Source organism: Cupriavidus sp. CuC1 (assembly GCF_044627735.1).
Taxonomy (GTDB): domain Bacteria; phylum Pseudomonadota; class Gammaproteobacteria; order Burkholderiales; family Burkholderiaceae; genus Cupriavidus; species Cupriavidus ulmosensis.
This window is the reverse complement of the sequence record NZ_JBIUHC010000098.1, coordinates 13606-39065: the sequence shown is the minus strand read 5'-3', so window position 1 is coordinate 39065 and position 25460 is coordinate 13606. Positions and strand designations below refer to the sequence as shown.

Genomic DNA, 25460 nt, shown 5'->3' with positions numbered 1-25460 from the left:
CAGCGCTGGCAGCGCGCCGCCGGCTCGCTCGAGCTGCTGGCGCCGCAGCGCACCCTGGAGCGCGGCTACGCCGTGCTGCTGGACCAGCGCGGACGCGCCTTGCGCTCGCCGTCGGAGCTGCGCGCGGGCGCCGTGATCGAAGTCCACCTGGCCGAAGGCGTGGCCGATGCCAGCATCGCCAGCGTGCAGCCGCGCCTGGCGGAACTCTAAGCCCGGCGCGCGTCGGCGGTCCGCCGACAGCGCTTGCATATCGATCAAACTAATATGATCGAAGGGGCTTTGTTTGCCGCGTTTGCGTGGGTATGGCAAGTCCCCTACAATCGACAATTCCTGATCTTCAACCCCACAGAAAGAGACAGAACAATGGAACATACTCTCCCCCCGCTGCCCTACGCTCATGATGCGCTCGCTCCGCACATCTCCAAGGAGACCCTGGAGTTCCACCACGACAAGCATCACCAGACCTACGTCACCAACCTGAACAACCTGATCAAGGGCACCGAGTTCGAAAACTCGACGCTCGAAGACATCGTCAAGAAGTCCTCCGGCGGCATCTTCAACAACGCCGCCCAGGTGTGGAACCACACCTTCTACTGGGACTCGCTCAAGCCCAACGGCGGCGGCCAACCGACCGGCGCGCTGGCTGACGCCATCAACGCCAAGTTCGGCTCCTTCGACAAGTTCAAGGAAGAATTCACCAAGACCGCGGTCGGCACCTTCGGTTCGGGCTGGGCCTGGCTGGTGAAAAAGGCCGACGGCTCGCTGGACCTGGTCTCGACCTCCAACGCCGCCACCCCGCTGACCACCGACGCCAAGCCGCTGCTGACCTGCGACGTGTGGGAACACGCTTACTACATCGACTACCGCAATGCCCGCCCGAAGTATGTCGAGGCATTCTGGAACGTCGTGAACTGGGACTTCGCCAGCAAGAACTTCGCTGGTTGATCTAGCGGTTGCTTCTGCACCAGAAGTTGAAAAGAGCCCCTTACTTGTTAAGGGGTTTTTTTTGCCTGACGGTTGGTGTTTTGTGGAATAGAAGTTGAAACGAGGGGGGCAAGTCCAGGGGAGTCAATCAAGGGCGATGCTGCACGGGCTCTTGCGTAGCCAGACGATAGCAGCCTGCATGCAAGCGCTGATCGGCATTGCGCACATGAGCACCAGTATGAAATGGCCCGCGGCCCTCTGACGGCGCTCCTGCCGACGCGGAGAGATGGCCGCTCCAGCACCCGCCATGCCATGCCACGGGCTCACGCAAACAGATCCATGCCCTGCACCAGGCGCTTTGCCAGCCGCGGCTGGCGAAACTGGTCCAGCCACCATTCCAGCGCGCGGCCCTCATGGTCGCCGCGCCACGCCACATACAGCGTATTTGGCTCGCGCGGATCGGCCGTGCGCTTCTCCACCAGTTCTCCCCGCTTGAGCAGCGAGGCCACACGGTGCCGGGGCAGCCAGCCCACGCCCAGCCCCTCGCGCTGCGCCAGGATCTTGGCCCGCATGGACGGCACTGCCAGCGACGCTTGGCCGCCGACCAGCCCGTAGGCCCGCCCGGCGGTCCCGCGCGACGAATCGGCCACCGCCACGCCCCGGTGCGATGAGATGCGCTGGCGCGTGAGCGGCTCGGCCACGCCGGCAAGCGGGTGGCGCGGCGCCACGGCAAAGACCCATTCCACCACGCCGAGCTCGAACCAGCGCAGGCCGGGAATGGCGGGCGGCTCGTTGGTCGCGCCGACGATCACATCGGCGCGGCCGTCGCGCAGCGCTTCCCAGGTGCCGCTGAGGACTTCGTGGGTCAGGCGCAGCGCCACGCCGGATTTGAGCGCGTCGAAGCTGCGGATCACCGGCATCAGCAATTCGAACTCCAGTACTTCGTCTGTGACGATCCACAGGCGGTCTTCCCAGCCGCTCGCAACCTGCCGCACGCGCTGGGTCATGCGCGCTACGTCCTGCATCAGCCGCGCGGCCTCGTCGGCCAGCAGATGGCCTGCAGGTGTGAGTTGCAGGCGGTAGCGGCGGCGGTCGAACAGCAGGGCGTCAAAGCGGCCTTCCAGTTGCCGGGCGGCGTGGGAGACCGTCGATGGCGCCTTGCCAAGCCGCGCCGCCGCACGCGAGAGGCTGCCACTGTCACGGATGGCTTCCAGCAAGGCCAGTTCGTCTTCCGACAACATGTTCAACTCCGTCGAACGAGTTCATCGGGAAAATCGTACGGCAAAACACGTGTGCCGGCGCAATATTCGTCACAGTGCTTCACCCGATTCCCGAAACCCCTTTATTTGCCCGCGCCGTCGGCCAGGAGCGTTCGTCCTGCCATGGCACAGCCACCGGAGAAAAGTCATGGCCCTCATCCACCGAATGGCACGGTACGCCGGCGCCGCATTGCTCATGTTTGGCTTGGTCGGCGCGCTCGCGCCGCTCGCCCATGCCGCAGAACCTGTCGGCGCCGCAGCAGTCCAGCAGCACACGATCAACGCCAACGGCATCGACCTGCACTATCTGCAGTCCGGGCGCGGCAGCGGCACGCCGGTCGTGCTGTTGCACGGCTACGCGGAATCCAGCCATATGTGGCTGCCGCTGATGGCGCGGCTTGGCGACCAGCGCGTCGTCATCGCGCCGGACCTGCGCGGCGCGGGCGGGTCGGCGATTACGCAGTCGGGCTACGACAAGAAGACCATGGCGCAGGACATTCACGCCCTGGTCCAGGCACTCGGCTACCGCAAGATCAATATCGTCGGCCACGATATCGGCCTGATGGTGGCCTACGCCTACGCCGCGCAATACCCGGACGAAGTGGAAAGCGTCACGCTGATGGACGCGTTCCTGCCCGGCGTGGGCGACTGGCAAAAGGTCTGGCTGCTGCGCGACAAGTGGCACTTCAACTTCTACGGCGACACGCCCGAAAAGCTGGTGCGGGGCCGCGAGCGTACCTACTTTGAGCACTTCTGGAACGACTTCGCCGCCGACCCCAGGCATTCGGTGTCGCAAGCCGCCCGCCAGCTTTATGCAGCCAACTACGCCAGGCCGGGCCGGATGCGTGCGGGATTCGAGTTCTTCCGTGCGTTCCCGCAGGATGCCGAAGACTTCGCGGCACTGGCAAAGCACCCGCTGCCGATGCCCATGCTGGTGCTGGCGGGCGAGAAGGCCTCCGGCAATTTCCTGATCGACCAGGCGCGCCTCGTCGCCACCAATGTGCAAGGCGTGATCGTCAAGGGCTCGGGGCACTGGCTGATGGAAGAAGCGCCGGGGCAGACCATTCCGGCTATCGTGCATTTCATCAACGCGCCGTCGCAACCTGTTGGCGCCGACTAAAAACGCGTACCTCACCGCATCAAAAGGAGTATCGACATGGGACTGCTCGTCAACGGCAAATGGCAAGACCGCTGGTACGACACGGCATCCACCGGCGGCCGCTTCGTTCGCAAGGACGCCGCCTTTCGCAACTGGGTGACGCCCGATGGTGCCGCCGGCCCGAGCAGCGCCGGTGGCTTCAAGGCTGAGGCCGGGCGCTATCACCTATACGTGAGCCTGGCGTGCCCCTGGGCGCACCGCACGCTGATCATGCGCACGCTCAAGGGGCTGGAGGGGATGATCAGCGTCTCCACGGTGCACTGGCTGATGCTTGGCGAAGGCTGGACTTTCGCCGAAGGCCCGGGCGTGGTGCCGGACACGGTCAACGGCGCGCGGCTCCTGCACCAGGTCTACACCGCAGCCGATCCCGACTACACCGGGCGCGTCACCGTGCCCGTGCTGTGGGACAAGCAGCGGGGAACCATCGTCAGCAACGAGTCGTCGGAGATCATCCGCATGTTCAATACCGCCTTCGATGGGATTGGCGCCAAGGCGGGCGACTACTATCCGGCCGCGCTGCGCGCGGAAATCGACGAGGTCAACGCGCGGGTGTACGACACGCTCAACAACGGTGTCTACAAAGCGGGCTTTGCCACCACGCAGGGCGCGTATGAAGAGGCGCTGACGCCGTTGTTCGATACGCTCGACTGGCTGGAGGCGCGGCTCGCCACGCGCCGCTTCCTGCTGGGCGACCAGCTCACCGAGGCTGATATCCGCCTGTTCACGACGCTGGTGCGCTTTGACGCGGTCTATGTGGGGCACTTCAAGTGCAACCTGCGGCGCATCGCCGATTATCCGAACCTGTCGGGTTTTACGCGCGACATCTACCAGTTGCCGGGGATCGCGGCGACGGTCAATATCGACCACATCAAGCGGCACTACTATGAAAGCCACCGCTCGATCAATCCGAGCGGCGTGGTGCCGGCGGGGCCGGTGCTAGACTTTGCCGCGCCGCCCGAGCGCGTGCGGCTGGCGGCATGAGGCCGTCTTCTTTTTTTGGTTCTTCAGACTTCTGTGTGGGTCGCCGGGCGAAGTCCGGCGCAGGCGTATCAAGAGCGATCGCGTGCAATCTCGCGCAGGTGTAGCTCCCCTCTCCCGCGCAGCGGGAGAGGGGCTGGGGGAGAGGGCGGGCATCCGCAAGAGCGAGGCGCTTCACCTTGAGCTAGCGCCCACCCTCTCCCCCGGCCCCTCTCCCATTTCATGGGAGAGGGGAGCAAACCAGCGCATTGCATCGTGTCGCTGTCGCTCGGATGGAGGACCCACACGAAAGTCTGATGAACCCTTTTTTTCTTTGCTAGCCGAGACCACTGTCATGAAGTTTCATCGCCAATTCCTGCTTGCCTTGCTCACAGTGGCAACGGTTGCCACAGCGCCCGTCGCGCTGGCTGCCGCTGACGATGGCCCCGCGTATGGCCCCGAGCTGCAAGGCTTCGACTATTCGGCGCCGGTCCAGCAGTTCGCGTTCACCTCGCAGGGCGAAGCCATGCACATGGCTTACATGGATATCAAGCCGGAGCGCGCCAACGGCCGCACTGCGGTCTTGCTGCATGGAAAGAACTTCTGCGCGGCGACCTGGGCGGACACGATCAAGGTGCTCAGCACGGCCGGGTATCGCGTCATTGCGCCGGACCAGATCGGCTTTTGCAAATCCAGCAAGCCGGTGCGCTACCAGTACAGCTTCCAGCAACTGGCGCGCAACACGCACGCGTTGCTGGCATCGATCGGCGTCAATGAGGCAACGGTGATCGGGCATTCGACGGGCGGCATGCTGGCGATGCGCTATGCGTTGATGTACCCGCAGCAAACCGCGCAGCTCGCGCTCGTCAACCCGATCGGCCTGGAGGACTGGAAGGCGTTGGGCGTGCCGTCCTTGTCGGTCGATCAATGGTATGCCCGTGAGCTCGCCACCAACGCCGACAAGATCCGCAGCTACGAACAGGCCACCTACTATGTCGGCACGTGGCGCCCCGAGTACGAGCCCTGGGTGCAGATGCTGGCGGGCATGAACCGCGGCCCGGGCAAGCAGCAGGTGGCCTGGAACTCCGCGCTGATCTACGACATGATCTTCACGCAGCCGGTCGTGTATGAGTTGGGCGCGCTCAAGACGCCGACCTTGCTGCTGATCGGCGACAAGGACACTACGGCCATCGCCAAGGACGCGGCACCGCCGGAGACCCGCGCGAAGGTCGGCAACTATCCGGTGCTGGCGCAGCGTACCTTGAAGGCGCTGCCCAACGCCAGGCTGGTGGAGTTTGCGGAGCTGGGCCACGCGCCGCAGATGCAGGATCCAAAGGCGTTCCACAAGGCGCTGCTGGACGGGCTGGCCGCATTGCCCGCGAGCCGGTGACGCGCGCACCGTGCGGGCGCTGGCGGGCGTCACAAGCAGTATCGCCATTCACCAGGCCAAACGCGATCGGGCCTTGCCTGAGGAAGCGGGACAGGTTGCCTCCCCTGTTTGACGTGGCTAACGTGGCTAACGTGGCTAACGTGGCGCTCAGGGCATCAACACCTTGATCGGCTCCGTGAGCGTTTGCCGGGTGGTGGCGTAGTCCGCCCAGGGATCCGCCGTCTGCTTGCCGATCCGTTCGTGGAGGCTGGTGACGGTCCACTGGGCGCCGGATGTGATGGCGTCCAGTTCCGCCCACGCCAACGGTACGGAAACCCCCAGCCCGGGCCGCGCCCGCGCAGAGAACGCGGCCACCGTGGTGGCGCCGAAGCCATTGCGCAGATAGTCGATATACGTCTTGCCGACGCGGTTGCGCGGCCCGCTCTTGGCCACGAAGCGTGTGGGAACGGTCTTGGCCATATGCGTCACCAGCTGTTTGGCGAATGCCTTGACGACCTCCCAGTCGTGACGCGGCGAGATCGGCACCACCACATGCAAGCCCTTGCCGCCGCTGGTTTTCAGGAAGCTGCGCAGGTCCAGTTCGTCGAGCACGGCCTTCATCATCGCGGCGCCTTCGCGCACGTGATCCCATGGCACGCCTTCGCCGGGGTCGAGGTCGAACACCACCCGGTCCGGTTTGGCAAGCCTGCGCTTGTTGGCATTCCAGGTATGGAACTCGACTACGTTGAACTGGGCCGCCGCGACGATGCCCGCTTGCGTGGCGATCTCGAGCAAAAGGGGATGCTCAGGCCAGAGCGCCGGATCGAGCGTATTGATGCCGGGCATGCGCAGGGCGTCTGCGTGTTTCTGGAAGAACAGCTCGCCGCCGATGCCGCTGGGCCCGCGTACCAGCGCCACGGGCCGTCCGCGCAAATGCGGCAGCAGCAGCGCGGCGATGGCCTCGTAGTATGCAACCAGGTCGCCCTTGGTCAGTCCGGTCGAGTCATCGATGACGCGTTCGGCATGGCTGATGCGTACGCCCGATGCGGCGGTTGTCCTTGGTTTCGATTTTGCTTCTTTGGCTTTGGTGTCCTTGACGGCTTTGGCCGTCGTGGCGGCGCCCGCTGCAGCCTTGCCCTGCGGCTCTAGCTGAACCGCGCGCTCCACCGAGATCGCCGTGGGCGCCTTGTCCGTGCGCAGGCCGTGGAATACCGCATGGCGCACGCGTCCTTCCTGCGTCCAGCCGCCGAACGAAACCTCGGCCACGAGCTTGGGCTTCACCCAGTGCGATTGCGTCTGGCCCGCCGGCTTGCCCTCGACGCCTGCCTGCAGCGGCGAGGCCTCTTGCCGCAGGGCATCGAGCTTGCGCTGCAGGATCGATAGCGTGTCGGTGTCGAATCCTGTCCCGACCTTGCCGGCATAGCGCAGCTGCCCGCTCTCATCATGCACGCCGAGCAGCAACGCGCCGATGCCCTGGCGGGATCCCGCCGGATCGGTGTAGCCAACCACCACGAATTCCTGGCGCTGCGTGCATTTCAGCTTGATCCAGGAGTGCGCGCGCGTGGACACGTAGGGCGCATCGGCGCGCTTGCCGATGACGCCTTCAAGCCCGAGCTTGCATGCGGCCGGCAGGAGCTCGGAGCCGCTGCCTTCGAAGCTCTCGCTAAAGTGCAGGGAATCGGATGGCTTGTCCGTCAGCACGCGCCGCAGTATGTCCCGGCGCGCCGACAGTGGCACCTTGCGCAGGTCGAAGCCGTTGCAGTACGGCAGGTCGAACAGGAAGTACCGGACCGCATCCACCTTCGCGCTTTCAAATGCATTCTGCAATGCCTGGAAATCTGTCCTGCCTTGTTCGTCGGTCATCACGATCTCGCCATCGAGCCAGCCGGTGCGCAGGCCAAGTGCGCCGACAGCCTTGGCCAGCCCGCGCAGCCTGGCCGTCCAGTCGTGGCCGCTGCGCGTAAACAGGCGGACCTCCTCGCCGTCGATGCGCGCGAGCAGGCGGTAGCCGTCGAACTTGACCTCGTACAGCCATCCGCCATCGTCCGCCGGCGCCTTGTCGGCCAGGGTTGCCAGTTGCGGCGCCAGCATCAGCGGCAGGTCGGCGGCCTTGGCGGCGGGAGGCATGCTGTCGGGTGCTTCGACGCCAGCTTTGCGCGCGGATTTCCGCGTTGCCTTGGCGGCCGGCTTTGCGTCCGGTTTGCGCTTGCCGGAAAGCACACTGTCGGGCAACGCTTCGACGATGTCGAACGACGAGGCGGCGCGCGCCTCGTCATCGCGCTCCTTGATCAGCAGCCACGCTGGCTTGTTCGCATCCTGGTCCTGCCTGCCATGCATGCGCACCAGCGTCCATTGCCCGTGGAGCTTTTCGCCGTCCAGGACGAACTTGAGCTTGCCGTCCCGATAGCCGGCATGCGGGTCGCCGAGTGGTGCCCAGGTGCCCCGGTCCCACACGATGACCGTACCGGCGCCGTACTGCCCTGGTGGAATCACGCCCTCGAAGGATCCGTAGTCGAGCGGGTGATCCTCTACCTCGATGGCCATGCGTTTGTCGGACGGGTCCAGGCTTGGGCCCTTGGGCACCGCCCAGCTTTTCAGGGTGCCGTCGAGTTCCAGGCGGAAGTCATAGTGCAGGCGCCGGGCGGCGTGCTTTTGCACGACGAACGACAGTTTGCCTGCACGCCCGCCCCGTGCGCCCTGGGGCTCCGCGGTGACGGCAAAGTCGCGCTTCTGATGGTACTTTTCCAGCGGATCCGGCATCTTGGGCACCTTGGCGCGAATGGCCGCGCTGTGCGCAATGGGTGGCAGAAATCGTGCCCGGCGAACCGGCAGGGTGGCGGCTAAGGGAATGAATCCTGCATGAGGGACAGGGCAAGGCCGCTTTGCCGGTGTCACTCACGCGCTGGCGGTTGCCGCCGCCAGATCCCTGCCTGTCGTTACCGAACAAGAACACTCCATCTTGCACTTTCTCCGACCCATGCGGGCCGCGTTTTGTAAAAAATGCAGTGCTATCGCCACTGTTCTCGCTAGTTCCGCCGTGGACCAAAGGCTCGCGCCCGGGAGACGTTTTTGCCTTCATCTTGTCGTGTTCGCAGCCGTCACGTTTGGCTTGCCGGCAGATCATGCCTTTGCCGAGGAGGCGGAGGCTGCATCTGCGGTCGATGTGGCGCGGTGCGGGGATCTGCTCGCCATCGTGCGCGATAGCCTGGTCAAGGAGGTGGGAGTGCCTTGTGCTCACCCTTCGCTGGCGACATGCAAAGAACGCAAGCGGCCGCTGCAGGCCATCACCGCCTATATCCGCGAGCGCACCGGCGACCGAAGCGACGATTGCGACACGCTGCTGGAAGTGAATCGCCGGTTGCGCGCCTTGCCCCCAAAGCGCTGACAGGCCGCGCCATGGTGCTACCATGCGCGCAGCTTGCCAGCCTGGGCATCAGGCCCGGGCGGCAGAGTTCGACTTTTGCAGGGGAATCTGGATGGATCCGACAGTAGTGATCAGCACCTTCGAGCGCATCGCCAACGACGACACGGTGGAGCTATCGGTGGACGATGCCGTGGCGGGCCTGGCCGCGCTGCTTGCCAGCGAGCCGTTTTCCGACGCAGCGCGTGCGCTGCTGGAGAAGGTGGGGGCCACGCTCTATCGCGTGGGCCTGGACGGTTACGAAGACTGAAGGGGGCGCGGGCGGCGCGCTCGTGCCGCCCCAGGTATTCAGTAGACAGGCGCCTCGCCCTCGGGGCGGCGCTTGAAGCGGCGATGCACCCAGTAGTATTGCTCCGGCATGGTGCGGACCTGCTGTTCCAGGAACTCGTTCATGCGCAGCGCGTCGACTTTCTCGTCGCCGGAGGGGTAGCCCGTCAGCGCATCGAATATCTTCAGCTTGTAGCCGCGGTAGCCAGGCAGGACAGAGGTCGTGAAGGGCACGACGCGTGCGCCGCTGAGCGCGGCCAGGCGCGACACCGAAGTGAGCGTGCAAGCGGGGACGTTGAAAAACGGCACGAATACCGAATCGCGCAAGCCAAAATCCATGTCCGCCGCGAGCATCAGCGGCATGCCCGACTTGAGCGCGCGCAAGGCCCGGCGCACGCTGCCATTGCGCGGGATCATCTCCGTGCCGAACCTGCCGCGCTGCTGCTTGGCGAGCTGTTCCAGCAACGGGTTCGACATCTTCGTGTAGAGCGAGGCCACCGGATGCTTGATCGAGTAGAACATGCAGCCGGCCTCGATCGCCACGAAATGGAATCCCAGGAAGATGGTCGGGCCGGCCTCGGCATTGCCCAGTTCGATGGCAGAGTCCAGTTCAACCAGGTCATTCAGCTTGCCGGCGTCGCCATACCATTGCACGCCGCGTTCCAGGTAGCTTCGGACTACGTGGCTGAAATGCGCTTGGCCAAGGGCGTGGCGATGCGCTTCGCTCTTGTCGGGAAAGCAAAGCCGCAGGTTGGTCTGCACGACGCTGCGGCGCCGGCTTGGAATGCGATAGAGCAGGGCGCCCAGGCCCATGCCGACACGGGCGCACACGCTATAGGGTAAGGCGGCGAGCAAACGCAGCAGGCTGACGGTGAAAAATAGTCCAATACGCTGAATCATCCTGTTCCTGAAAGGTTGCCGCGCGGCGCGATGCGCCGCCTTTGCCAGGTGGCGCGGGCGTGCGGCGCTGTCTCGCGTGAATGACGCGGCAGTGGTGGTGATTGCCAGCTGGTGGGCTTGCGGGGCCTGTCGGGCCCGCCTTGTTGGTGTGGTGCTATGGCGCCGCGTCGATGCGGGCGCGTGGCTGCATCATTGAAGGTCCGGGACCGGCGCCTGCTGCGGCGCTAGTTGCCAGCCCTGCGCATCGACGTTCTTCCCGTCGCGGTAGATCCAGCCGGTGCCGCAGGCCTGGCATACAAAGGTACTGACCGTCATCGCGGGGCGGCGTGGCACCTTGATGCGCTGCGTGTCGGTGATCCTGAGCAACGCATGGCCTGGCGAGCCACCACGGTTGGTGTCGATGGCGAGGCAGGCTGGGCAAGGCGACATGCGGAATCCGGCGGCGGAAGGTGGGTGACTGTAGCACGTTCATGCTGCTATAAACCGCCGCCGCCGGCTTGTGTCTGTTCACGCACGCGGGGGCGCCCGAGGCGGGAAAAAGGCCGTGCCTGCAACCGATGGGGCACTTTTCTCTTCGGCAAGTTGACATGCCTGTCCCAGCCCTGTATAAATGTTGATGCAGGATCTTTCAAGCGGTTACTCAGATGTTATGGATCGTCCCCTCCAAGCGGCGATTCGTTTGCTCCATGTTCCTTCCTTGATCGTCATGCCTGGTGAGCATCAGGCTCATCCAGAACTTTTAAGGTTTAAAGGATATCCAGCATGGAAACCGGTACCGTCAAGTGGTTCAACGACTCCAAGGGCTTCGGCTTCATCACCCCTGACGCAGGCGGCAACGACCTGTTCGCGCATTTCTCGGAAATTCAAGGCGGCGGTTTCAAGTCGCTGCAAGAAGGCCAGAAAGTGCGTTACGTCGCAGGCGTTGGCCAAAAGGGCCCCGCAGCGACCAAGATCGAGCCGATCTAATCGAGCCGATTCGAATCGCCTAGAAGAAAGCCCCGCTTAGCGGGGCTTTTTTTTTACCGACCGGGAATCATCGAGGTGTGCAAGCGCCAAAACATCATGCCTATGGTCGAATCCATCCTTCTTGCCGCCGTCCGGGTCTCGTCGTTCGAGGGCCAGCAGCCGCTGACCAATGCGAGCGGATTTTTTTTCGAGCGCGACGGCCGCCTCTTCGTGGTGACCAGTCGCCATGTGGTGTTCGACGAGCCAAGCAAGCACCACCCGGACCGTATCGAGATCGAACTGCACAGCCAGCCGGAAAACATGGCCGACTCGATCGGCTTTTCGATTCCGCTATACCGTGACGGGCTTGCGGTCTGGCGTGAAGGCGAGGACGGTGGTGGCCCGGTCGATGTCGCTGTGGTGGAACTCGAGCGCAAGGCGTTGCCGCCCACACTGCTCTATCGGGCATTCACGCCGGAGCATCTGGCGCAGCCTTCCGACCGCGTCGAGGTGGGCGACTCCCTGTTGATCGTTGGATTTCCGCTGGGTTTTCATGACGCGCTCCATCATTTGCCGGTTGCGCGCCAGGCCGTGATCGCTTCCTCCTACGGATTGCGTTTCCAGGGCCAGGGGTTTTTCCTGACCGATGCCAGGACCCATCGCGGCACCAGCGGTGCGCTCGTGGTCTCGCGCATGCGCGATGGCCGGGGCGACAAGCTGGACCTGCCGTGGATGCTGCTCGGCATTCACTCCGCCCGCTTCGACGTCGGCTCGCGCGACCTGGCAGAGGACGAAGTGCTTGGGCTGAACTCGGCCTGGTATGCGGACATGCTGCTGACCCTGACCGATCCCGCGGCGGCAAAGCCCGCGCGGACCGCGCCTGGCGCTACCAGTGCCAGTGCCACTGCCACCGCCAGTACCAGTGCCAGTGCCAGTGCCAGTGCCAGTGCCACCAGTGCCGCTGCTGCCACCGCCGCCGTTGGCAATGCTGCGGCCACGCCTTCAGCTGTTGCTGCTGCTGCTGCGGCTACGGCTCCTCCCGCGCCAGTCCCGCCCGCTCGGCCAAAATAAAGGTCATGGGGCTGCTCCCAATAGGAGTAGAGTGGGACTCAGTGGAACTGTGGAGTGCATCATGGACGTCAATCCGATTGCCAGCTACAAAGGGTTCGACTTATACCCTCTCGTCTACAAGCATGCGGTAGTGCGCAACTGGCCGGAACGCAGGCCGGACCGGACCTTCGATGCCGCCGTTGTGATCTGCCGCGAAGGTGGCGAGCCCGAGGGCGAGCAGGCCCGTACGTTCCGCCTCGATACCGTGCCGTGGGACAATGTCGGCGCTGCGCGCCGTGGTGTCGTTCGTTATGCCGAGGACATTATCAACGGCGCGATTCCCGGGCAATCTGTCGTATCGCTCTGACGCCTGAAGCGATATGCGGCAATGTCCGTCGTTGCACGAGGATGACGCAGGCGCGCCTGTCATGTCCTCGCCTGTCCATGGCTTGGCCAAGCTGCCAGCCACCGCTACATCGTCGCCAGTTGACGAGATCCCCGGGATGTCCTGCTCGTCCATCGGACCGACGGCGCGCCGGTCGTTCGCCGGTGCGGCGTCATGCTAGATCTCGTTGCCTTCGTGAAGCCGGTCCTTGACGAGATTACCGGGCAGGATGTCAGGATCTGGCCGACAGGGCAACGCGTGGTGACTGCGAACTGGCAGATCCCTGATGCCAGGAGCCTTACCTGGTCAGCCAGGACGCTTGAAATCGAGATGGCGCAGGACGTCGCGGAGCAGTTAAGCAACGCGGACCAAAGCGCCTTATATCAACTACAACGCAGCCTTGACCGGTATCTGCGCGCACGCCTTGGCGTCCATTGCAAGCAGGACAATCCAGGGAACGCGATCGTGATCGTCGTCGATCGCCTGATGGCTCCCTAGCTTGCCCGCGTGCTGGCGCATTGGGCCTCGGCATTGGCCATTGCAAGCGAACCGGCACAAGGCTAGCTGCGGCACCAGCCGCCTGGAGCACTACATGAACACAACGCCTTCCGCCAGCTACAAGGGATTCGACCTTTATCCGCTGGTGTACAAGATCCAGCCCGCGCAATCCTGGCCGAGGACCAAGCCGGATCGCAGCTTCAATGCATCCGTGGTGATCTGCCGTGAGGGCCATCGGCCCGGCAGCGAGCGCACTCGCGTGTTCCGCCTGGAAAGCACACCGTGGGAGAATATCGGCACGGCGCGCCGGGGGGCGGTGAAGTTCGGTGAAGATATCATTAACGGGCTGATTCCCGGGGAATCTGTGGCTACGCTGTAACGCTGCGCCGGCAGAATCTGGCGCAGGAGCGTGGCGTTGCCCGCGCTTGCCGTTATGCTTGCGGTGCCGGCTGGTATCGTAGGGCCGGCCTGGCAGTTGCCAGGCAACGGGAAGCAAGAGGAAACGGGACCGCGCCGTGCAATGCCCGCCCTGCCGGTCTACCTGTCAAAACCTGCCGTGCGCAGTTGCGCCGGCCCGCGAGCGCATACGTCATGAACAAGGTTGCCACACCATCCAACTTCCTCTGCACGCTACCGGGGCAAGGCAAGGGCATCGCCTACCACGTAGCCGTCAGCTTTCTCGACTCCAGCCATCCGACGGGCGTGCGCTTCACCAGTTTCGTCGGTGACGGCAGGCGTTCATTCGGGGTTCAGGCCAAGGAGGCGGCCTTGACGGGCGAAATGGTCGACAGCTTCGAGGCGTTGTGCCGGCTCGCGATCGGGCAGGCGATTCGTGACAATCTCTATGACAAGGCCGGCGAAGGGGACTACGTGCTGGACCTGGGGGCGCAGCCTTTCGAGGGCGAGTTGCGCCCGGTTGGCTCTCGCGTTGGCGCCAGCATGCCGCGCATGCGGTTTCCTGGCTGAGCCAGCGCTTTTCCTGGCGCTGGCACGGGCGCGCAGAGCGCCCGGGAGGGTAGTGCTGGTCCGGACTAGACGCCGAATGCCGGGCTGCCGAAGCGGGCCAGCAGCGATTCGATCAATGCCATGTCTTCGGTTTGCGGCGTCCTGTCTTCCGTGGCGCGCGACGGGCCGCAATAGGTTGCGGTTACATGCCTGCGCACGGTAAGCACTTCATCCGCGGGGCGCTCCACCGTGACTTCCGGTCCCGGCACGTGGCGATAGCTTCCGCCTACCCAGCCGCCTGGCGTCAGGTGCATCTCTTCCCATTCTTCGCTGATCGACATGATTCTTCCTTTCGTTAGAGGGTGGGAGGGGCCGCGGGTCAACAGCTTGACGGCGCGGCAGCGTATCGCCCAGCCAGTATCAATACTTGTGGCGGTAGTTGATCCGGCCCTTGGTCAGGTCGTAGGGCGACATTTCCAGCGTGACGCGATCGCCGGCCAGGATACGAATGCGGTTCTTCTTCAGGCGGCCTGACGAATAGGCCCACACCTGGAAACCATTTTCCAGGATGACGCGAAAACGGTTGTCCGGCAGTACTTCCGATACTTGTCCACCAAATTCCACTAGTTCTTCTTTAGCCAAGGATGATCCTTTTGCAGCAAGACCTGCTGCACAGTAGGTTGAGACGCATGCGGGTTGCTTTTCGTGTGGCCGGCTTATTGCAGGCGCATATCGGCAGCGACGCTCTCGGCCGCGCGTCGGGCGGCCTGTTTAGCCAGGGCTTCGGTGCCATGCGTGGCATGGCGCATCGAGACGTTGGCGACGATGCATTCGGAGCCGTTCTTGTATTCGGCGATCAGGTAGGTCGCAAACCACACGCCTGGCTCTTGTTGTATTGGGTACACCGACACGGTGTACGGATTGACGCGAGTGGTGCGAGCGGTGCTATTGGTGCGAGCGGTGCTATTGGTGCGAGCGGTGCTATTGGTGCTATTGGTGCGAATGATGCTTTGATTCAAGGTGTTGCCCTTATGCGGGCGGACGATCTGAGGCAACGTTGAGCGCATCTCGTGGTGCGCCGCGTGCTCTCTTCTGGCGATCGGTCGCCGTGTTTGAGTTGCCCAGCAACGTCAGGTCCCGCGCGTTTGCGCGAGAAAGGTAGCTGGTGATGAGTGGACCGTGCTTGCGCAGGCTGATGCGCCAGGTACATGCGCACAGGTTGCGGAGCGGACATGCCGCCGGGTCGGGAGGGTGATGGGCGGTTGTCGCCCTGAACGAATCGGGTGTACGCCCGACAGGCCGCCGTTGATATTTTTTGATGATGTCTGGCAGCCGGCACGTTTGGGCCGACGAGAAGGAAGTCGGCGAACGGCCAAGACTGCCAATGATACCATTTTCCGTCAATCGGCGCTCGCCCGCGGATTTGGGCGTACGATAGACATAGCGTTGCGCATAGGCGCCCCTCGTGGCGCAGGTGTGGCGCGGCGCTACCTGTCGTATCCCGCGAAAGGCCGGTGCCCGATGCCGGGCAGGCCGCAACTGAGCGAGGTGATCGATGCCGGAGAGTTTTTTCTATCAGGGCCACTACGTCAACTTCGAGCTGACGCAGCGCACCTTCGGCCAATGGAACTGGGTCTATACACTGGATACGCACGGCCGTTTTGAAAACCAGGGCAACGCGTTCAGCTCGCGCGAGCTGGCCATGAAGGATGCCCTGGAGAACGCCAAGGCCCGGATCGAGCGCCTGGGGCACTAGCCAAGTGGCACCGGGCGCCTGTCCGCCTTACTTGCCCTCGTCGGGAATGTTGTACTGAGCCTGCATCGAGACCGTGAACGGTCGGATCTTCTCGATGCAGGCCGCGCTGTCGCCGCCTTCCATGGTGGACAGATTCCAGTTGCAGCCGCCTGCGTCCGGCGCATGCCAGCAAATGTCGCCAAAACAGGCGCCGCTGCATTCCGCGAACTTCTGCTGCTCGGCGCGAATCATTGCGCGCAGTTCTGCCTTGTTCTTGATTTGTCGGTCCATGGTCGTCTCCTGTTTTTTCGTGGGGAAGTCTTGCTGGGCGTGGCTGCGGCCAGGCCGGTCAGGGCGGCCGCGCGATGGACTGCAATTCCGGGCGAATCGAGGGGGCGGGACTACTTGCGCTTGACGAAGGTGGACATGTCGTCGATGACGGTCCGGGCATAGGACACGGCCAGGTCGATGGCATCGTGCGGCGTGTGCGCGACATGCTCGAGCAAGGGTGGCACCAGCCTGAGCGAGCCGCTGTCGCCGCTGACCTGCGTGATGGTCACGGTGGCGAGAAAGCTCGCCCGTGCGAGTTCGGCATTGGGGCTTTCGTCGAACGAGCGGCGTACATTGGCCGAAACCTTGAACCCCTTGTAGATCGCATGATTTTGAGACATGTTGATCTCCTTTCTTCATCGAGCATACGCTGTTTGCCTGGTGGCGTCCGATTTACTTGGCGGCGCAAGGGCAGGTGGCTATAACCCGGCGGCCGATGGCGTTTTTCCGCTTCGGCAAGGCGCAGGCGCCTCGCGCGCGATATTTCCCTGAACGCGGGAGTAAGCGGGTATGCTGGATCTGCCGCCTGGCACGCAATGCAGTAACCCACTTGTGGAGACACACCATGGCCAAAGGTCAATTACGCGGCAATCGCGAAACCAAGAAGCCCAAGCAACCCAAGAAGCCGGTTGCGCCTGCAGCACCGTTTGGTGCGGTCCAGTCGCGCGTCGGCAATGATGGCACTGCAGGCAAGAAGAAGTAATCAAGACACGAATAAAGCGCAACTGATGCGCAACTGAAGCGCAACTGAGACGGAACGTCAGGCTGGACCGTGCCATCTTGCTTTGCAGCAAGAAGCCCGGGGTGCCGCCGCTACCGGCGCGCGCCCGTTCAGCCCTTGACGTTCACCCGATGCGGTGGCAGTGACAAGCTGCCGCCGGGGCGTTCGAGACACCGGGAGTGCAAGATGAGGCGTGACATGTCCTTCGCGGACCGCGTGCTGACGGCACTGCGCGCCGACAGCCAGGCGATGATGACGGATCTCCAGCTCGCCAAGGCGCTGGGCAATGCCGATGCATCCAAGCTCAGCCACCATTTACTTCTGCTTCAGGATTCGGGCCTGGTCGCCAAGACCGCAACCTCCGGGTGGCGCCTGACCTGGGCCGGCCACGACCGCGCGGAGGCGCGCAGCGTGGCCTAGCAAGCAAACCACCCGCCATGATGTAAAAAACCCGTGGCCATTGCGGCACGGGCTTTGTCACGCTCTTTTTCACGCTATTTCTTGTCGGCGGGCTGCTCGGCTCGCGGGTCGAACTGGCCGGGCTGGGAGGTATGGCGTTTCTCGCCGGGTTGCTGGAAGTGTGTCTTCCAGGGTGTGGTCGGCGCTTTTTGCTGACCAGGCTGCCTGGGACTGTAATGCATTCAATACCCCCATCGATGTCCGTCCGTGCCGGACCGGCACTCTCCCAGTGTAGGCTGATGCCTGCCCATTCCCTAACGCTGTTACCGATGAGGCGCTCGCCTGCGGCGGCGTTGCCATGCCAGTGTCATTCCTCCTGGAACGCTTCCTCGCGCTTGGCTTTGATCGACGGCAGGGCAACGATGCAGACCAGCAGCGCCGCAGCAATCAGCAGGCCGAGCGACAGCGGACGGGTCAGGAATACGGTGAACGTCCCCCGCGACAGCAAGAGCGCGCGGCGGAAGTTCTCTTCCATCATTGGCCCCAGCACAAAGCCCAGCAGCAGCGGCGCCGGCTCGCACTTGAGCTTGATGAACAGGTAGCCGATCACACCGAAGCCAGCCGCGGTAAAGACGTCGAAGGTCTGGTTGTTGACCGAGAACACGCCGATGCAGCAGAACACCAGGATGGCCGGGTACAGGAAGCGGTAGGGCACCTGCAGCAGCTTGACCCAGATCCCGATCAGCGGCAGGTTCAGGATGATCAGCATCAGGTTGCCGATCCACATCGAGGCGATCAGGCCCCAGAACAGCGCGGGGTTGCTGGTCATGACCTGCGGGCCCGGCTGGATGTTGTGGATGGTCATCGCGCCCACCATCAGCGCCATCACGGCATTGGGCGGAATGCCCAGCGTCAGCAGCGGGATGAAGGAGGTCTGCGCCGCGGCGTTGTTGGCCGATTCCGGGCCTGCCACGCCCTCGATGGCGCCCTTGCCGAATTCATGCGAGTACTTGGAGGTCTTCTTCTCCAGCGAGTAGGCCGCGAAGGACGCGAGCGCCGCACCGCCGCCGGGCAGGATACCGAGGATGGAGCCGAGCGCGGTACCGCGCAGCACCGCTGGCGCCATGCGCTTGAAGTCAGCCTTGGAGGGCCACAGGTTGGTAACGTGATCGGTGAAGGTCTCGCGGTTTTCCTTTTGCTCGAGGTTGGCGATGATCTCGGCAAAGCCGAACATGCCCATGGCCAGTGCGACGAAGTCGACGCCGTCGGTCAGTTCCGGCACATCGAAGGAGAAGCGCGCGGCGCCCGAGTTCACGTCGGTGCCGACCAGGCCCAGCAGCAGGCCCAGCACGATCATGGCAACCGCCTTGGGCAGCGAGCCCGAAGCCAGCACCACGGCGCCGATCAGGCCCAGGCACATCAGCGAGAAATATTCGGCGGGCCCAAACTTGAATGCCAGTTCCGACAGCGGCGTGGCAAACGCGGCCAGGATCAGGGTTGCCACGCAGCCGGCAAAGAAGGAGCCCAGGCCGGCGGTGGCCAGCGCCACCCCCGCTCGCCCTCGCCGCGCCATCTGGTAGCCATCGATGGTGGTCACCACCGACGACGATTCACCCGGCAGGTTGACCAGGATGGCGGTGGTGGAGCCACCGTACTGGGCGCCGTAGTAAATGCCGGCCAGCATGATCAGCGCGGCCACCGGCGGCAGCGTGTAGGTCACCGGCAGCAGCATGGCGATGGTCGCCAGCGGCCCGATGCCGGGCAGCACGCCGATCAGCGTTCCCAGCACGCAGCCGAGAAAGCAGTATCCAACGTTCTGCAGTGTCAGCGCCGTGGAGAACCCAAGGGCCAGGTGTTCGAATAGTTCCATGAGGCTGTCTCCCTCGCCTGCAGTGAAACCCGGGCCGCGCAACTGCCGGAAGGCAGGTACGGCGGACCAGGCTACGCGCGGTATTTTTTACGGAATTGCGCGCGAATCGGAGGAAGCTGGCGCGGCGCGATGCCACGCTGGTTTCCGCCACAGATCGTCATCGACAGCAGGCGCGCGCGCTTAGGCGCACCCCAATGGCTTACCCAGCACAGTAGGCGCGGGTGCTTTCATCCGCCTTTCAGCGACGGCAGCTGCGGGTATGTCCCGATACGTTTGAGTGACGCCGGAGATTCCTCGCGCCTGAAAAGCCAACGCCCCGGCGAAAACCGGGGCGTTTTCACATGGCCTGCCGCTAGCCTGGCAGGCGAACGGGCGCAATGCTCACTGCTTCGTATCCTTGCCCATGGCGTCCTTGCCCATCGTGTCCTTGCTCATGGCGTCCTTGCTCATGCTGTCCTTGCCCATTTTGTCCTTGCCCATCTTGTCGTGGCTCTTGCTCATCTTGTCCTTGCTCATCGAGTCCTTGCTCATGGTGTCCTTGGCCATGCTGCTGTCATTGCTCATGGCATCCTTCTTCATGGCGTCCTGGGCAAAGGCATGACCGGCGAACAGCATCGTGGTCGAGAGCAGTGTGGCTGCGAAAAGTTTGTTCATGAAGATCTCCTTGGGGTGGTCAGTGTGCAAGCCGGCACCATGCCGGCCAATTTCAAGCGGATCAGGATCCGCCGAACCAGTTGTATCCCTGGTCTTCCCAGTAACCGCCGGGATACGTGTTGGTGACGTACAGCGCCATGATGTGCTTGGGGTTCTTGTAGCCAAGCTTGGTCGGCATGCGCAGCTTCATGGGAAAGCCGTACTTGGGCGGCAGCGTTTCCCCGTCGTAGGTAAAGGTCAGCAGCGTCTGCGGGTGCAGCGCGGTGGGCATGTCGATGCTGGTGAAGTAGTCGTCGGCGCAGCGAAAGCCCACATACTTCGCGCTGGTGTCGGCACCCACGCGATGCAGGAACTCGGAGAAGGGCGTGCCGCCCCACTTGCCGATGGCGCTCCAGCCTTCCACGCAGATATGGCGCGTGACCTGCGAGGTCTGCGGCAGCGCGTAGAGCTCGTCGAGCGTCCAGGATGCCTTGCGTGCCACCAGGCCGCCCACTTCCAGGCGGAAATCCTTGGCGTCGACCTCGGGCACCTCGTCTTCGCCGTAGAAGGCATTGAACGGGAACGGCCTTGTCATGCGGGATTCGTCATAGGTAGGCGCGAGCCGGCTGGGGTCGAACAGCCAGCCTTGCACGCGATCGTTGAAGCGCGATACCGCGGTAAGGAAGCGTTCCACCGAGGCATCGTCGGTCAGGCTGCAGCCCGTCAGCATCGACAGCCCGCCCAGCGTGACGACGCGCTTGGCGAACAGGCGGCGCGAGGGCATATCGAGTTCGCGCACGGCATCGCGCAGGATCAGGCGACGGTCTAGCGTGACGATGGGTTTGCGTTTGTTCATGGCGATTCTCCGCGAGGCGGGTTCCTGGCCTCTCTGGCTTCTCTGGGTTCGGGGCGGGCAGGCGTTCAGCGGCCGCGCAGCATGATCAGCAAGGTGCGCGGTACCAGCGCCACCATGGCCACATGCACGACGGTGAACAGCACGATGGCGCTCATGCACACGAAATGGACCCAGCGCGCCGCGTCGTAGCCGCCCATCAGGTCGCGCAGCAGCGGGAACTGCACCGACTTCCAGATCGCCAGGCCGGACACCACCGTGAGCACGATGACCACCACCACGCCCAGATACATGGCTTTCTGGGCCGCGTTGTATTCGGCCAGGTCCGGGTGTGCCAGCCGGCCGCGCAGCGCCGCGGCGATATCGCGCAGCGCGGCGGGCACCGACAGCGGCAGGAAGCGGCGGCGGAACCGTCCGGTGATGGCGTTCATCAACAGGTAGAACAGCCCGTTGGCGACCAGCAGCCACATGGCGGCGAAGTGCCACTGCAGCGCGCCACCCAGCCATCCGCCGAGCGTGATGCCCTTGGGGAAATGCAGCCCGAACAGCGGCGACGCGTTATAGATGCGCCAGCCGCTCATCACCATGATGATGACGGCGATGGCGTTAATCCAATGGGTGATGCGCACCCACGCAGGCTGGATGGTGGCGGACGAATGTCCGCGGCGGCCGTGCGCGGGCCGCGATAGCTGGGAGGCTGTGTCCACCGTCGTTCTCCAATGTCCCGTGGCGCCCGAAGGTGCGGCTGCAACGGTTTATGTGCCTTTGTCGACGGTGGTGGCACGAACTTACACGCGGGACGGAAATTTTTTGTGGCACGCGGGCACGTCGGCAACGGGTATCCCCGGCGTCACTCGGCGAGCTCGGCGAAAGAAGGTACGGACTGTTGGGCGACGCATGGACGGCTACCCGCACCCTTGACATTAGCACTCCGCCCGCGAGACGCCAAAGGCAATCGATACCCGCTTCCCACGGCCCGCTACAATGCTGGCGGGCTGCGCGGCCAGCGCTGTTCCACCGCGCAGGAGCCTGCAGCCCGGCCCGCCTGGAACCGCAAACCGCCATCGCCCCGACACCATCCACGGACCCCAGGAACTCCGCATGCCACTGACCGCCGAGCAGCTCACCGAATACATGGACTTCGCCGCAGGCCTGGCGCAGGCGGCCGGCAACGCCAGCCTGCCGTACTTTCGCAGCGCCCCGGCGGTAGAGGACAAGGGCGGCCGGCGCTTCGACCCGGTCACCGCGGCCGACAAGGCCGCCGAGCGCGCCATGCGCGACCTGATCCTGGCGAAATACCCGGAGCACGGCATCCTGGGCGAGGAAGAAGACCGCGTGGCCGGCAGCTCGCCGCTGACCTGGGTGCTCGACCCCATCGACGGCACCCGTGCCTTTATTACGGGGCTGCCGCTCTGGGGCACGCTGATCGCGCTCAATGACGGCCAGCGTCCGGTGATCGGCATCATGGACCAGCCGTTCACGCGCGAGCGGTTCAGCGGCGATGGCAGCCAGGCATGGCTCAACGGCCAGCCCCTGCGCACGCGGCCGTGCGCCGACCTGGCGCAGGCCAAGCTGATGTGCACCACGCCGGAGATGTTCGAGGACGCGGCGCAGTTCGCCGCCTTCCGCCGCGTGGCGGACGCCGCTCGCATGCAGCGCTATGGCGGTGATTGCTACGCCTACTGCATGGTCGCCGCAGGCCATGTAGATGCCGTGGTCGAGGCTGGCCTGAAGGCATACGACGTGCAGGCGCTGATTCCCATCGTGCAAGGCGCCGGCGGCGTCATGACCAGCTGGACCGGCGGCGATGCGCAGCAGGGTGGCACAGTCGTTGCCTGTGGTGACCCGCGGCTGCACCAGCAAATCCTCGCGCTGCTGAATGCGCCTGTTTGAGCACTCCTGTGGCTCGGGGCGCCTGCCGGGCTTGCTATCATGCTGGCCGCAACGTCCGGCGCGGGGAAAAGCCAGGCCAGCCAGCCCAGCCATCCCGGCCCGGACTTAACCATGCAGTAGGGAAGAAACCAGAAACATGATGTCAAACGCTTGCGGCCTCGATTTCGGCACGTCCAATTCCACGGTGGGCTGGTGCCGGCCGGGACAACCCACGCTGTTGCCGCTGGAAGATGGCAAGCTCACGCTGCCCTCCGTGATCTTCTTTCATTCCGAGGATCCGCTGGTCAGCTATGGCCGCGCCGCGCTTGGCGACTACCTGGCGGGCTATGAGGGCCGGTTGATGCGCTCGCTCAAGAGCCTGCTTGGCACCTCGATGATGGAGGACAGCACCGAGGTCATGGGCCAGGCCATGCCGTTTCGCAAGCTGCTATCGCACTTCATCGGCGAGCTCAAGCAGCGCGCCGAGACCGCGGCCGGCGCAAGCTTCGACAAGGTCGTGCTGGGCCGCCCGGTGTTCTTCATCGACGAAGACCCCAAGGCCGACCAGCTCGCCGAGCAGACGCTGCGCGAGATCGCCGCGGATGCCGGCTTCAAGGACATCGAGTTCCAGTACGAGCCGATCGCCGCGGCCTTCGACTACGAAGCCACGATCTCGCGCGAGGAGCTGGTGCTGGTGGCCGACATCGGCGGTGGCACCTCCGACTTCTCGCTGGTGCGCCTGTCGCCCGAGCGGGCCGGCAAGGTCGACCGGCGTGGCGACATCCTGGCCAATGGCGGCGTGCACATCGGCGGCACGGACTTCGACAAGAGCCTGAGCCTGGCGAGCGTGATGCCGTTCCTGGGCCTGGGCAGCGAGCTGCGCAACGGCAAGGCGATGCCTTCGGGCCAGTACTTCGACCTGGCGAGCTGGCACACCATCAACCTGGTCTACACCCGCAAGGCGTGGTCGCACGTGATGGACAACTATCGCGATGCCGCCGACAAGGTAAAACTGGACCGGCTGATCAGCCTGATCAAGCAGCGCGCCGGCCACTGGCTGGCGATCCAGGTGGAAGCCGCCAAGATCGCCTTGTCGGGCGAGCCGCAGACGCAGCTCGACCTCGGGCGCATCGCGCCGGGCGAGACCATGGCGATCAGCCGCGCTGACTTTGACCAGTCCATCGGCAAGCTGGTTGGCAAGACCGAGGTGACCGTGCAGGCGTTGCTGCGCGATGCGGGCGTGCAGGCGGATGCAATAGACACGGTGTTGTTTACCGGCGGCTCGAGCAGCGTGCCTTTGCTGCGCGAGCGGTTGTCCGAGCTGATCCCGGGGGCGCAGCGGATCGAGGGCGATCTGTTTGGCGGCATCGGTTCCGGCCTGGCGCTGGATGCCCGGCGGAAGTTTGGGTGAGGGGATTGGGTGGGGTAGGTTGTCAAAAGCTTAAAGTCAACTGCAGTTTCACCTCCCCTGCGGGGAGGCGACCTACTTTCTTGTCTCGCCAAGAAAGTAGGCAAAGAAGGCGACCCGGATGGGGCGAAAGACTCCTCGTCGTCAGGCAAAAAGAGCGGCCGGGGGCCAAACTCACATCGCCTTAAGGCGATGCTCAGACATGGCCCCCTCTTTTCCGCTCTTTTTGCCTGCCGACGAGGCGCCCCATAACGGGAGATGAAAACCCTGACGGCTCGCTTCGCATCGCGCGTGGGTGATTTCCGCCTGGGCGGCGGAAATCACGGCTACACCGAATGGTTCTCTATTCCCGCCGGTTTGCTCCCCTCTCCCACTTGTGGGAGAGGGGACGGGGGAGACGGCGGGCGCTGGCAAGAGATACCCTAAACCACCTTGTGCCCGTGGCCGGGTGCAGCGCGTCATCCCCTCATGCTAATGTCCCATCTCCGCGAATTCGCGTTTTTGAAGAGGCACCACATGCATGCGGGTATCGTCGAAGCCAGCTACGGCTCCGATCCGGTTGGCCTGGTCAGCGGCTTTCGCTTCTTGCCCGGCGAGCCGGGCCAGCCCATCGATTCCGCCGCCGCGGCCGCGTGGCTCGGGCAGCCCCCGCCGGGCGACGAGTTTCTCTGGCTGCACTTCAATTTGTCGCATAGCGCCTGCGAGCGCTGGCTCAAGGGCCAGCTCGACCTGCCCGAGGGATTCTTCGAGGCGCTGCGCGAGGGCTCGCGCTCCACGCGCATCGAGCGGCTCGACACGGCGCTGCTTGCCGTGGTCAACGACGTGATCTACAACTTCGGCGTGAGCACCACCGATATTTCCACGCTGTGGGCCTGTGCCGACCGCCGCATCCTGGTGACGGCGCGCATGAAGCCGTTGCGCTCGGTCGACCAGCTGCGCGCCTCGGTGCGCCAGGGCGAGCTGTTCCACACGCCGCTGGCGCTGCTGGTGCATTTGCTGCGCGACCAGGCCGAGGTGCTGGTGCGCATCGTGCGCGAAACCAGCGGCACCGTGGACCAGGTAGAGGATCGCCTGCTTTCGCAGCGCCTGCATGGCAACCGCGCGGAGCTCGGCTCCATGCGCCGTGGCCTGGTGCGCTTGCAGCGGCTGCTCGCGCCCGAGCCTGGCGCGCTGTTCCGCCTGCTCAACCGGCCACCTGCGTGGCTGCAGGAGCAGGACATCCACGACCTGCGCTCATCCACCGAGGAGTTCTCGCTGGTGCTGAGCGACCTGGCGGCGCTGGTCGAGCGCATCAAGCTGCTGCAGGAAGAAATCGCGGCCAAGCTCAACGAGCAGACCAACCGCACGCTGTTCACGCTGACGCTGGTCACCGTGCTGGCGCTGCCGATCAACATCGTCGCCGGCTTCTTCGGCATGAATGTGGGCGGGATTCCGCTGGCGGACCATCCACACGGTTTCTGGGTGCTGGTGGTGCTGGTGGCCAGCTTCACCGTGCTGGCGGGGCGCTGGGCCTTCCGCAAGCAGGGAGATTACTGAGCGCGCTGGCGACGATTCACGGGG

At 64.3% G+C, this 25460-nt stretch carries 32 protein-coding genes; 19 read left to right on the top strand and 13 right to left on the bottom strand.

The window, feature by feature from the left end; translation table 11 throughout:
* Together ACGLHR_RS33310 and sodB are read left to right on the top strand one after the other, a co-directional pair.
* On the top strand, nt 1–210 hold a 210-nt coding region (locus ACGLHR_RS33310), incomplete at its 5' end, for an exodeoxyribonuclease VII large subunit (protein WP_400099139.1).
* A gap of 153 nt (nt 211–363) precedes the next feature.
* Nucleotides 364–945: a superoxide dismutase [Fe] gene (sodB, locus tag ACGLHR_RS33305; RefSeq protein WP_183031929.1), complete on the top strand. Its 582-nt coding sequence runs from the start codon at nt 364–366 to the stop codon at nt 943–945.
* A gap of 302 nt (nt 946–1247) precedes the next feature.
* Here the strand turns inward: sodB and ACGLHR_RS33300 are convergent, their stop codons facing one another.
* Nucleotides 1248–2165 carry a LysR family transcriptional regulator gene (locus ACGLHR_RS33300; RefSeq protein ID WP_318230662.1) on the bottom strand — a complete coding sequence of 306 codons (918 nt, stop codon included), beginning with the start codon at nt 2163–2165 and terminating at the stop codon, nt 1248–1250.
* Between the two features lie 166 nt (nt 2166–2331).
* On the opposite strand from ACGLHR_RS33300, the gene ACGLHR_RS33295 reads away from it, so the two are divergent.
* From ACGLHR_RS33295 to ACGLHR_RS33285, 3 genes are all read left to right on the top strand, one after another.
* On the top strand, nt 2332–3303 hold the full coding sequence (locus ACGLHR_RS33295) for an alpha/beta fold hydrolase (protein WP_400099136.1): 972 nt from the start codon (nt 2332–2334) through the stop codon (nt 3301–3303).
* Nucleotides 3304–3339: 36 nt separating this feature from the next.
* Complete coding sequence (locus ACGLHR_RS33290; protein ID WP_400099134.1) at nt 3340–4323, top strand: glutathione S-transferase family protein; 984 nt, start codon at nt 3340–3342, stop codon at nt 4321–4323.
* 331 nt (nt 4324–4654) lie between these two features.
* Nucleotides 4655–5689, top strand: coding sequence for an alpha/beta fold hydrolase (locus ACGLHR_RS33285; RefSeq protein WP_400099132.1), 1035 nt, complete (start codon nt 4655–4657; stop codon nt 5687–5689).
* Between the two features lie 147 nt (nt 5690–5836).
* Here ACGLHR_RS33285 and ligD read toward each other — a convergent pair whose 3' ends face one another.
* Complete coding sequence (ligD, locus tag ACGLHR_RS33280; RefSeq protein WP_400099130.1) at nt 5837–8428, bottom strand: DNA ligase D; 2592 nt, start codon at nt 8426–8428, stop codon at nt 5837–5839.
* A gap of 325 nt (nt 8429–8753) precedes the next feature.
* Here ligD and ACGLHR_RS33275 point away from each other — a divergent pair, with 325 nt between their 5' ends.
* Nucleotides 8754–9053 carry a hypothetical protein gene (locus tag ACGLHR_RS33275; RefSeq protein ID WP_400099128.1) on the top strand — a complete coding sequence of 100 codons (300 nt, stop codon included), beginning with the start codon at nt 8754–8756 and terminating at the stop codon, nt 9051–9053.
* A gap of 91 nt (nt 9054–9144) precedes the next feature.
* Nucleotides 9145–9339 carry a hypothetical protein gene (locus ACGLHR_RS33270; RefSeq protein ID WP_043419220.1) on the top strand — a complete coding sequence of 65 codons (195 nt, stop codon included), beginning with the start codon at nt 9145–9147 and terminating at the stop codon, nt 9337–9339.
* Nucleotides 9340–9377: 38 nt separating this feature from the next.
* On the opposite strand, the gene ACGLHR_RS33265 is transcribed toward ACGLHR_RS33270, so the two are convergent.
* Both ACGLHR_RS33265 and ACGLHR_RS33260 read right to left on the bottom strand, forming a co-directional pair.
* Nucleotides 9378–10256, bottom strand: a complete 879-nt coding sequence (locus ACGLHR_RS33265) for a lipid A biosynthesis lauroyl acyltransferase (RefSeq protein ID WP_400099126.1) — start codon at nt 10254–10256, stop codon at nt 9378–9380.
* A gap of 189 nt (nt 10257–10445) precedes the next feature.
* Entirely contained in the window at nt 10446–10685 is a 240-nt protein-coding gene (locus ACGLHR_RS33260) for a hypothetical protein (protein WP_267605672.1), read from the bottom strand.
* 333 nt (nt 10686–11018) lie between these two features.
* Between ACGLHR_RS33260 and ACGLHR_RS33255 the strand changes: the two genes are divergently transcribed.
* The 6 genes from ACGLHR_RS33255 (at nt 11019) to ACGLHR_RS33230 (ending at nt 14100) form a co-directional block, all read left to right on the top strand.
* A complete protein-coding gene (locus ACGLHR_RS33255) occupies nt 11019–11222 on the top strand; it encodes a cold-shock protein (protein WP_006157950.1) in 204 nt (67 codons plus the stop codon).
* 96 nt (nt 11223–11318) lie between these two features.
* Nucleotides 11319–12272, top strand: a complete 954-nt coding sequence (locus tag ACGLHR_RS33250) for a serine protease (RefSeq protein ID WP_400099124.1) — start codon at nt 11319–11321, stop codon at nt 12270–12272.
* Between the two features lie 61 nt (nt 12273–12333).
* The gene (locus ACGLHR_RS33245; RefSeq protein WP_267605673.1) at nt 12334–12618 is read left to right on the top strand and encodes a hypothetical protein; all 285 of its coding nucleotides are present in this window, start codon (nt 12334–12336) and stop codon (nt 12616–12618) included.
* Between the two features lie 192 nt (nt 12619–12810).
* Entirely contained in the window at nt 12811–13134 is a 324-nt protein-coding gene (locus ACGLHR_RS33240) for a hypothetical protein (protein ID WP_267605674.1), read from the top strand.
* A gap of 94 nt (nt 13135–13228) precedes the next feature.
* Nucleotides 13229–13513, top strand: coding sequence for a hypothetical protein (locus ACGLHR_RS33235; RefSeq protein WP_267605675.1), 285 nt, complete (start codon nt 13229–13231; stop codon nt 13511–13513).
* Nucleotides 13514–13725: 212 nt separating this feature from the next.
* Nucleotides 13726–14100, top strand: coding sequence for a hypothetical protein (locus ACGLHR_RS33230; protein ID WP_267605676.1), 375 nt, complete (start codon nt 13726–13728; stop codon nt 14098–14100).
* Between the two features lie 65 nt (nt 14101–14165).
* Here the strand turns inward: ACGLHR_RS33230 and ACGLHR_RS33225 are convergent, their stop codons facing one another.
* The 3 genes from ACGLHR_RS33225 to ACGLHR_RS33215 form a co-directional block, all read right to left on the bottom strand.
* Entirely contained in the window at nt 14166–14420 is a 255-nt protein-coding gene (locus tag ACGLHR_RS33225; RefSeq protein WP_400099121.1) for a translation initiation factor 1, read from the bottom strand.
* Nucleotides 14421–14499: 79 nt separating this feature from the next.
* Nucleotides 14500–14721, bottom strand: coding sequence for a translation initiation factor IF-1 (infA, locus tag ACGLHR_RS33220; RefSeq protein ID WP_006157957.1), 222 nt, complete (start codon nt 14719–14721; stop codon nt 14500–14502).
* A gap of 74 nt (nt 14722–14795) precedes the next feature.
* Complete coding sequence (locus ACGLHR_RS33215; protein ID WP_400099141.1) at nt 14796–14990, bottom strand: isochorismatase; 195 nt, start codon at nt 14988–14990, stop codon at nt 14796–14798.
* A 644-nt stretch (nt 14991–15634) separates the two neighbouring features.
* Between ACGLHR_RS33215 and ACGLHR_RS33210 the strand changes: the two genes are divergently transcribed.
* On the top strand, nt 15635–15835 hold the full coding sequence (locus ACGLHR_RS33210; RefSeq protein ID WP_267605678.1) for a hypothetical protein: 201 nt from the start codon (nt 15635–15637) through the stop codon (nt 15833–15835).
* Between the two features lie 27 nt (nt 15836–15862).
* On the opposite strand, the gene ACGLHR_RS33205 is transcribed toward ACGLHR_RS33210, so the two are convergent.
* Together ACGLHR_RS33205 and ACGLHR_RS33200 are read right to left on the bottom strand one after the other, a co-directional pair.
* Nucleotides 15863–16105, bottom strand: coding sequence for a hypothetical protein (locus tag ACGLHR_RS33205; protein WP_318230671.1), 243 nt, complete (start codon nt 16103–16105; stop codon nt 15863–15865).
* A 110-nt stretch (nt 16106–16215) separates the two neighbouring features.
* Nucleotides 16216–16485: a GTP cyclohydrolase gene (locus ACGLHR_RS33200; protein ID WP_318230672.1), complete on the bottom strand. Its 270-nt coding sequence runs from the start codon at nt 16483–16485 to the stop codon at nt 16216–16218.
* Between the two features lie 224 nt (nt 16486–16709).
* On the opposite strand from ACGLHR_RS33200, the gene ACGLHR_RS33195 reads away from it, so the two are divergent.
* Together ACGLHR_RS33195 and ACGLHR_RS33190 are read left to right on the top strand one after the other, a co-directional pair.
* Complete coding sequence (locus tag ACGLHR_RS33195) at nt 16710–16847, top strand: hypothetical protein (protein ID WP_267605681.1); 138 nt, start codon at nt 16710–16712, stop codon at nt 16845–16847.
* Nucleotides 16848–17063: 216 nt separating this feature from the next.
* Nucleotides 17064–17285: a hypothetical protein gene (locus tag ACGLHR_RS33190; protein WP_043344159.1), complete on the top strand. Its 222-nt coding sequence runs from the start codon at nt 17064–17066 to the stop codon at nt 17283–17285.
* 346 nt (nt 17286–17631) lie between these two features.
* Here the strand turns inward: ACGLHR_RS33190 and ACGLHR_RS33185 are convergent, their stop codons facing one another.
* From ACGLHR_RS33185 to ACGLHR_RS33170, 4 genes are all read right to left on the bottom strand, one after another.
* The gene (locus ACGLHR_RS33185; protein WP_400099119.1) at nt 17632–19134 is read right to left on the bottom strand and encodes a tripartite tricarboxylate transporter permease; all 1503 of its coding nucleotides are present in this window, start codon (nt 19132–19134) and stop codon (nt 17632–17634) included.
* A 381-nt stretch (nt 19135–19515) separates the two neighbouring features.
* On the bottom strand, nt 19516–19788 hold the full coding sequence (locus ACGLHR_RS33180) for a pentapeptide MXKDX repeat protein (RefSeq protein ID WP_400099118.1): 273 nt from the start codon (nt 19786–19788) through the stop codon (nt 19516–19518).
* Nucleotides 19789–19849: 61 nt separating this feature from the next.
* Nucleotides 19850–20623, bottom strand: a complete 774-nt coding sequence (locus tag ACGLHR_RS33175) for a molybdopterin-dependent oxidoreductase (RefSeq protein WP_400099116.1) — start codon at nt 20621–20623, stop codon at nt 19850–19852.
* 65 nt (nt 20624–20688) lie between these two features.
* Nucleotides 20689–21327: a cytochrome b/b6 domain-containing protein gene (locus tag ACGLHR_RS33170; protein ID WP_400099114.1), complete on the bottom strand. Its 639-nt coding sequence runs from the start codon at nt 21325–21327 to the stop codon at nt 20689–20691.
* A gap of 394 nt (nt 21328–21721) precedes the next feature.
* On the opposite strand from ACGLHR_RS33170, the gene hisN reads away from it, so the two are divergent.
* The 3 genes from hisN (at nt 21722) to ACGLHR_RS33155 (ending at nt 25436) form a co-directional block, all read left to right on the top strand.
* A complete protein-coding gene (gene hisN, locus ACGLHR_RS33165; RefSeq protein WP_400099112.1) occupies nt 21722–22513 on the top strand; it encodes a histidinol-phosphatase in 792 nt (263 codons plus the stop codon).
* A gap of 136 nt (nt 22514–22649) precedes the next feature.
* Nucleotides 22650–23903 carry an Hsp70 family protein gene (locus ACGLHR_RS33160; RefSeq protein WP_400099110.1) on the top strand — a complete coding sequence of 418 codons (1254 nt, stop codon included), beginning with the start codon at nt 22650–22652 and terminating at the stop codon, nt 23901–23903.
* Nucleotides 23904–24416: 513 nt separating this feature from the next.
* Nucleotides 24417–25436, top strand: a complete 1020-nt coding sequence (locus ACGLHR_RS33155; RefSeq protein WP_400099108.1) for a transporter — start codon at nt 24417–24419, stop codon at nt 25434–25436.
* The last annotated feature ends 24 nt before the right edge of the window (nt 25437–25460 follow it).

Coding starts and splice junctions, on each gene's coding strand:
- ACGLHR_RS33290 (WP_400099134.1), top strand. CDS start 3,340: ATGGGACTGCTCGTCAACGGCAAATGGCAAGACCGCTGGTACGACACG.
- ACGLHR_RS33270 (WP_043419220.1), top strand. CDS start 9,145: ATGGATCCGACAGTAGTGATCAGCACCTTCGAGCGCATCGCCAACGAC.
- ACGLHR_RS33205 (WP_318230671.1), bottom strand. CDS start 16,105: ATGGACCGACAAATCAAGAACAAGGCAGAACTGCGCGCAATGATTCGC.
- ACGLHR_RS33255 (WP_006157950.1), top strand. CDS start 11,019: ATGGAAACCGGTACCGTCAAGTGGTTCAACGACTCCAAGGGCTTCGGC.
- ACGLHR_RS33180 (WP_400099118.1), bottom strand. CDS start 19,788: ATGAACAAACTTTTCGCAGCCACACTGCTCTCGACCACGATGCTGTTC.
- ACGLHR_RS33190 (WP_043344159.1), top strand. CDS start 17,064: ATGTCCTTCGCGGACCGCGTGCTGACGGCACTGCGCGCCGACAGCCAG.
- ACGLHR_RS33245 (WP_267605673.1), top strand. CDS start 12,334: ATGGACGTCAATCCGATTGCCAGCTACAAAGGGTTCGACTTATACCCT.
- ACGLHR_RS33160 (WP_400099110.1), top strand. CDS start 22,650: ATGATGTCAAACGCTTGCGGCCTCGATTTCGGCACGTCCAATTCCACG.
- ACGLHR_RS33240 (WP_267605674.1), top strand. CDS start 12,811: ATGCTAGATCTCGTTGCCTTCGTGAAGCCGGTCCTTGACGAGATTACC.
- hisN (WP_400099112.1), top strand. CDS start 21,722: ATGCCACTGACCGCCGAGCAGCTCACCGAATACATGGACTTCGCCGCA.
- ACGLHR_RS33260 (WP_267605672.1), bottom strand. CDS start 10,685: ATGTCGCCTTGCCCAGCCTGCCTCGCCATCGACACCAACCGTGGTGGC.
- ACGLHR_RS33300 (WP_318230662.1), bottom strand. CDS start 2,165: ATGTTGTCGGAAGACGAACTGGCCTTGCTGGAAGCCATCCGTGACAGT.
- ACGLHR_RS33230 (WP_267605676.1), top strand. CDS start 13,726: ATGAACAAGGTTGCCACACCATCCAACTTCCTCTGCACGCTACCGGGG.
- ACGLHR_RS33185 (WP_400099119.1), bottom strand. CDS start 19,134: ATGGAACTATTCGAACACCTGGCCCTTGGGTTCTCCACGGCGCTGACA.
- ACGLHR_RS33235 (WP_267605675.1), top strand. CDS start 13,229: ATGAACACAACGCCTTCCGCCAGCTACAAGGGATTCGACCTTTATCCG.
- ligD (WP_400099130.1), bottom strand. CDS start 8,428: ATGCCGGATCCGCTGGAAAAGTACCATCAGAAGCGCGACTTTGCCGTC.
- sodB (WP_183031929.1), top strand. CDS start 364: ATGGAACATACTCTCCCCCCGCTGCCCTACGCTCATGATGCGCTCGCT.
- ACGLHR_RS33295 (WP_400099136.1), top strand. CDS start 2,332: ATGGCCCTCATCCACCGAATGGCACGGTACGCCGGCGCCGCATTGCTC.
- ACGLHR_RS33175 (WP_400099116.1), bottom strand. CDS start 20,623: ATGAACAAACGCAAACCCATCGTCACGCTAGACCGTCGCCTGATCCTG.
- ACGLHR_RS33225 (WP_400099121.1), bottom strand. CDS start 14,420: ATGTCGATCAGCGAAGAATGGGAAGAGATGCACCTGACGCCAGGCGGC.
- ACGLHR_RS33265 (WP_400099126.1), bottom strand. CDS start 10,256: ATGATTCAGCGTATTGGACTATTTTTCACCGTCAGCCTGCTGCGTTTG.
- ACGLHR_RS33155 (WP_400099108.1), top strand. CDS start 24,417: ATGCATGCGGGTATCGTCGAAGCCAGCTACGGCTCCGATCCGGTTGGC.
- ACGLHR_RS33250 (WP_400099124.1), top strand. CDS start 11,319: ATGCCTATGGTCGAATCCATCCTTCTTGCCGCCGTCCGGGTCTCGTCG.
- ACGLHR_RS33195 (WP_267605681.1), top strand. CDS start 16,710: ATGGCCAAAGGTCAATTACGCGGCAATCGCGAAACCAAGAAGCCCAAG.
- ACGLHR_RS33200 (WP_318230672.1), bottom strand. CDS start 16,485: ATGTCTCAAAATCATGCGATCTACAAGGGGTTCAAGGTTTCGGCCAAT.
- ACGLHR_RS33285 (WP_400099132.1), top strand. CDS start 4,655: ATGAAGTTTCATCGCCAATTCCTGCTTGCCTTGCTCACAGTGGCAACG.
- ACGLHR_RS33210 (WP_267605678.1), top strand. CDS start 15,635: ATGCCGGAGAGTTTTTTCTATCAGGGCCACTACGTCAACTTCGAGCTG.